Annotated in this window: 1 protein-coding gene; it reads right to left on the minus strand. The window is 53.6% G+C overall.

Annotation, left to right across the window (positions count from 1 at the left end; all coding sequences use genetic code 11):
• Positions 1-509: 4Fe-4S dicluster domain-containing protein (locus Psfp_RS21210; RefSeq protein WP_134220484.1), on the minus strand; the 509-nt coding region annotated here is incomplete at both ends.

Here is a 509-nt window from a genome sequence, read left to right on the forward strand (position 1 = left end):
TTGTCTTTTACAGGAATCGTCATGGCAAATTCCCAGTTGGCTGCTTCAACTTCTTTTTGGCTGTCAATGGGTTCCATAACGAGGGCTTTTTCCTTCGACGGGCAGGTATTCATGCAGACTTCACAGCCCATGCAATCCAACGGTGTGACCTGCATGCGATAAGCTAACCCGGAGAGCTGTTTGCCGATGGCTGGTTTGGTTTCAAACGCAGCCGGAGCGTTCTTGGCTTCTTCCTCGGTCAACAGGATCGGCCTGATGGCTGCGTGCGGGCAGACAAACGAACACTGGTTGCACTGGATGCAGTTTTCTTTGATCCACCTGGGCACAAACGCTGCCACGCCGCGTTTTTCATATGCGGTAGTGCCGGGCGGGAAGGTGCCGTCTTCCACACCTTTAAAGGCGCTGACGGGAAGCGTATCTCCCTCGTTCCTGGCCATGATCCGCAAGACGTTCTTAATGAAATCGGGCTCGTCTTTTTCTACAACCGGCTCATCAGGAGCGTCAGCCCA

The organism is Pelotomaculum sp. FP (assembly GCF_004369245.1).
GTDB lineage: Bacteria > Bacillota > Desulfotomaculia > Desulfotomaculales > Pelotomaculaceae > Pelotomaculum_C > Pelotomaculum_C schinkii.